Here is a 4,347-nt window from a genome sequence, read left to right as displayed (position 1 = left end):
CTTTGGCGGCGATGCGCACCTTGTCCGTGATTTCTTCAGCCAGTTGCTTCAGGCCATCGGCAATGCCGATCTTGGGCTTGGCGACAAAGTCGATCGCGCCGAGCTCCAGTGCCTTGAGCGTGACCTCGGCGCCGCGCTCGGTCAGCGTGGAGACCATCACCACGGGCATCGGCCGCAGGCGCATCAGCTTGGACAGGAAATCCAGCCCGTCCATGCGAGGCATTTCGACGTCCAGCGTGATGACGTCGGGGTTCAGCGCGCGGATCATCTCGCGCGCGGCAAACGGGTCTGCCGCCGAACCGACGCATTCCATGTCGGTCTGGCGGTTGATGATTTCGGTGAGCAGGCTGCGCACCAGGGCGGAGTCATCCACCACCACCACTCGGGTCTTTGTCATTCATCGTCTCCAGGAACGGCCATTCGGATTGGCCTGCTGCCTTGTCTTGTGAGTGCGTGCGTCGTTCAGAACAGGTCGACCGAGCCGCCGCCCGTGGTGGCCGGTGCCGCCTTCTGCGCTGCCATGCGGTCCTGTGCGACCAGGGCCTCGGCATTCGCCGGTGCCAGGCGCTTGACCATGGCCTTGCCGCTGTACGGCAGGAAACAGACCTTGCGCGGGTAGATGTCCATCACATCCTTGGAGACGATGGGAATGCGCTCGGTCGCGAGGAAGTCGATCACGAACTTGGTGTTGCGCTCACCGACGTTGATCGAGTTCATGCCGCTGATCACCGCGCCGCCGCCGAAGACCTTGGCCTCCATCGTCAGCCGCGAAGCACCACGCTTCATCATCTCGTTGATCAGCAGTTCCATCGCGTAGCTGCCATAGCGGCCGGAGTCGCCGGCGCCGTCGGGCAGCATGAAGTGGTTCATGCCGCCGACCTTGGCATTGCGGTCCCACAGGCAGGCGGCAATGCACGAGCCCAGCGTGGTCATCACCAGCAGGTCTTCGTTGTCGACGAAGTACTCGCCGGGCAGGATCTTCACGGCTTCGTTCTTGAAGTGCGCGTCATAGAAGAAGAACGAGGCTTCGCCCGGCTTGCGCGGCGCGGCCTTCAGCCGCTCCAGCCGGCCGGACTTGGCACCCATGCCGGCACTCAACAGGGGAGGCGGCGGCGGCATGCCGCGGGCACCAGCGAGGGAAGCAGAGGGCAGAGTGGCCATGGGCTGGGTTCCGTCAGTCGCAAAAATCAGAGGAGGCGAGGGTGCTGCTGCAAGCGCGGCAGGCGTCACACATGTTGGTAGATCGTCTTGCCGCGCAGCGTGAACAGGTCGCGCGCGTCGGTGAAGTTCTCGGAGTGGCCGACAAACAGCAGCCCGCCCGGCTTCATCACGCTGTGGATGCGCTCCAGCACCTTGCGCTGCGTGTCGTGGTCGAAATAAATCATCACGTTGCGGCAGAACACCATGTCGAACGGCTCGCCCATGGCCCAGCGCGGGGTCATCAGGTTGAAGGGCTTGAACTCGACCATCTGCGCCAGCTCAGGCTTCACACGGATGAAGCCGCTGTTGGCCCCGGTGCCGCGCATGAAGTGGCGCTTCAGCCGCTCAGGCGACAGGCCGCGCGAGTCGGCTGCGTACACGCCCTGGCGGGCGGTGGCCAGCACCTTGGTGTCGATGTCGCTGGCGGTCAGGCGTGCGCCGCTGCGCTCGCCCAGCGACTCTGCCAGCGTCATCAGGATGGAATAGGGCTCTTCGCCGGTCGAGGCCGCGCAGCACCAGATGCGCGGCGCCTTGCCGCCCATGCCGCGCAGGGCTTCGGCCAGCGCGTGGAAGTGATGTTCTTCGCGGAAGAAGGAGGTCAGGTTGGTGGTCAGGCAGTTGATGAACTGCTGCCATTCCTCGTCGCCCGACGGGCCGGTGGCGCTCTCCAGCCATTGCAGGTAGTCCTTGAAGCTGCGGTGGCCGGTCTCGCGCAGCCGGCGCGACAGCCGGCTGTAGACCATCGCCCGCTTGCCCTCGTGCAGGCTGATGCCGGCACGCTGGTAGATCAGCTTGCGCACCCGCTCGAAGTCGGCCGAGGCAAAGGTGAACTCCTGCTCCCCGAGATCGGTCTCGCCACTGGCCGGGCTTCGCTGTGCTTCAAGGGATGCGTTCATGATGTCTCTGTGTGGCGGGTGCGGCCTGCGGTTCGCCCACGAATGGCGTACCGCTGCCCGGCACGGATGTCCGCAGGTGTGGCGATGGCTGGCAGTCTTGCAAATTAGCCCCAGCCCGAGGGTCGGAGTTAGCGGGCGTTCGCATCCCTTTTTCGGCCTGTTGGTGCCGGTAGCGCACTGCTAGACTGATTCGAAATTCCCTTGTGTCAGCAGTAATTCACACTCCGTGAGCGCTTTGCCCGAATCCCTCCCCCCCGCGGACCCCGCTGCACTGCAGCTGGACCGGGCGCTGCAGTTGCTGCAGCAGTCGGGTCGCGACGCCTTGCCCGGCGCGCCGGGCAGCGCCGCGTGGCTGCAGGCGGTGATCGACGGCCTGTGCGAGATCTCCAGTCGCGACGCCCTGACCGGGCTGTCCAACCGCCGTGCCTTCGAGGCCGCGTTGAACCGTGAAATCGACCGCGTAGCCCGCTCCGGCGAGCCTGCGCTGCTGCTGATGCTGGACATCGACCATTTCAAGCGCGTCAACGACCATCACGGCCACATCGTCGGCGATCAGGTGATCCGCGCGGTCGCCGAATGCCTGGCCGAATGCGTGCGGCCGATGGACTTGCCAGCCCGCATTGGCGGCGAGGAATTCGCCGTCATCCTGCCCAATTGCCCGCCCGCCTTCGGCCAGACCGTGGCCGAGCGGATACGCCAGCGCATCGAGCAGAAGGTCATCACCGCCGGGCTCTCGCTGCGCCTTGGCATCACCGTCAGCGTTGGTGGGGCCTATGCGCCGCAGTGGGTGCGTTCCACGCCTGCGCTGTGGACCGAACGCGCCGACCTGCAGCTCTACCGCGCCAAGTCCGAAGGCCGCAACCGAACCTGTCTGGAGCCCACGCCTGTGTCCAACGTCAGTGCCGAAGAGAAGGGCCTGCTGTTCGGGACCACCATGCCTGGGGATCTCGAATGAGTGCCGTGTCTTCCAACCCGTCTCCCATGAGTGAACTCCCTGCTGCCAGCGGCACCCGCCGCGCACGCATCACCGCCGTCACCAGCGGCAAGGGCGGCGTCGGCAAGACCTTTGTCTCGGCCAACCTTGCGGCTGCGCTTGTGCGCCGTGGAGAGAAGGTGTTGGTGCTGGACGCCGACCTCGGCCTGGCCAACCTCGACGTGGTCCTGAACCTGTTCCCCAAGATCACGCTGCACGACGTCTTCACCGGCAAGCACAAGCTGGAGGAGGCCGTGATGGCCGCACCCGGCGGCTTCCACGTGCTGCTGGCAGGCTCGGGCATGGTCGAGTACTCGCGCCTCACGCCCGAGGTGCGCGACCAACTGGTCGACGTGATCCAGCAGATGCGGCCGCGCTTCGACCGCATCCTGCTGGACACCGGCGCCGGGATTTCCGACGTGGTGCTCTACACCGTTTCGCTGGCCGACGAGGTGCTGGTCGTGGCCACGCCCGAACCCACCTCGTTGACCGACGCCTACGCCACCATCAAGGTACTGGCCACCACCCAGGGCCGGCGCGACCTGAAGCTGCTGGTCAACCAGGTCACCCAGACCGGCGAAGGCCGCACCATCCGCGGACAGCTGCAGCAGGTGGTGGACCGCTACGTGACGCCCAGCTTGGAGGCGCCGCTGAAGCTGGAGTTCGTCGGCGAAATTCCGGTGGACGCCGCGGTGCGCGACGCCGTGCGGCGGCGACAGTTGATGCTGGAATGCTTTCCCGGCAGTGCCGCCGCGCAAGCCGTCCTGGCCGTGGCCACGCGCCTGACCAGCTGACCCTCCCCCATTTTCGAACCGTGACCGAAAACTCTATCGACGCCACCACGCCCTTCACGCAACTCGGCGGCGAACCCGGCGTGCGCGCCCTGGTGGATCACTTCTATGACCTGATGGACCTCGAACCCGGCTTTGCCCGGTTGCGCGAGGTGCACGGCAGCACGCTGGACGACGCCCGCGACAAGCTGTTCTGGTTCCTCTGCGGCTGGCTCGGCGGCCCCAGCCACTACATTGAACGCTTCGGCCATCCACGGCTGCGCGCCCGGCATTTGCCGTTTGCCATCGGCCAGGTCGAACGCGACCAATGGCTGGCCTGCATGTTCCAGGCAATGGAAGACCGGGCCGTGCCGGCCGAGCTGAAGGCCAGGCTGGAGCGCAGCCTGTTTGAAACCGCCGACTGGATGCGCAACCGACCCGGTTGAATGGTGCACCCGGTTCGCCGGGTACAGCGAACCACCCGCCAAGCGGGTCGCGCAGCCGCCTT

At 66.0% G+C, this 4,347-nt stretch carries 6 protein-coding genes; 3 read left to right on the top strand and 3 right to left on the bottom strand.

The window, feature by feature from the left end; translation table 11 throughout:
• The 3 genes from FKP22_RS22345 to FKP22_RS22335 form a co-directional block, all read right to left on the bottom strand.
• Nucleotides 1–397 (bottom strand): response regulator (locus tag FKP22_RS22345; RefSeq protein WP_141289886.1); only part of this gene is annotated, 397 nt, incomplete at its 3' end.
• A gap of 65 nt (nucleotides 398–462) precedes the next feature.
• Nucleotides 463–1,119, bottom strand: coding sequence for a chemoreceptor glutamine deamidase CheD (gene cheD / locus FKP22_RS22340; protein ID WP_211361516.1), 657 nt, complete (start codon nucleotides 1,117–1,119; stop codon nucleotides 463–465).
• 107 nt (nucleotides 1,120–1,226) lie between these two features.
• Nucleotides 1,227–2,096: a CheR family methyltransferase gene (locus FKP22_RS22335; RefSeq protein ID WP_141289884.1), complete on the bottom strand. Its 870-nt coding sequence runs from the start codon at nucleotides 2,094–2,096 to the stop codon at nucleotides 1,227–1,229.
• A 235-nt stretch (nucleotides 2,097–2,331) separates the two neighbouring features.
• On the opposite strand from FKP22_RS22335, the gene FKP22_RS22330 reads away from it, so the two are divergent.
• Genes FKP22_RS22330 through FKP22_RS22320 form a run of 3 tightly spaced genes read left to right on the top strand, consistent with a single transcriptional unit; the run spans nucleotide 2,332 to nucleotide 4,285 of the window.
• Entirely contained in the window at nucleotides 2,332–3,051 is a 720-nt protein-coding gene (locus FKP22_RS22330) for a GGDEF domain-containing protein (protein ID WP_141289883.1), read from the top strand.
• 26 nt (nucleotides 3,052–3,077) lie between these two features.
• Nucleotides 3,078–3,863 carry a MinD/ParA family protein gene (locus FKP22_RS22325; protein WP_141289882.1) on the top strand — a complete coding sequence of 262 codons (786 nt, stop codon included), beginning with the start codon at nucleotides 3,078–3,080 and terminating at the stop codon, nucleotides 3,861–3,863.
• A 20-nt stretch (nucleotides 3,864–3,883) separates the two neighbouring features.
• On the top strand, nucleotides 3,884–4,285 hold the full coding sequence (locus FKP22_RS22320; RefSeq protein WP_231011384.1) for a group II truncated hemoglobin: 402 nt from the start codon (nucleotides 3,884–3,886) through the stop codon (nucleotides 4,283–4,285).
• The last annotated feature ends 62 nt before the right edge of the window (nucleotides 4,286–4,347 follow it).

The sequence above is a fragment of the Ideonella azotifigens genome (assembly GCF_006519715.1).
Classification (GTDB): Bacteria; Pseudomonadota; Gammaproteobacteria; order Burkholderiales; family Burkholderiaceae_C; genus Ideonella; species Ideonella azotifigens.
The sequence above is the reverse complement of the archived record's forward strand: the minus strand, read 5'-3'. Positions and strand labels throughout refer to the sequence as shown.

Excerpts from the sequence above, each read along its gene's own strand:
- cheD (WP_211361516.1), bottom strand. The coding sequence starts at position 1,119 with ATGCCGCCGCCGCCTCCCCTGTTGAGTGCCGGCATGGGTGCCAAGTCC.
- FKP22_RS22335 (WP_141289884.1), bottom strand. The coding sequence starts at position 2,096 with ATGAACGCATCCCTTGAAGCACAGCGAAGCCCGGCCAGTGGCGAGACC.
- FKP22_RS22325 (WP_141289882.1), top strand. The coding sequence starts at position 3,078 with ATGAGTGAACTCCCTGCTGCCAGCGGCACCCGCCGCGCACGCATCACC.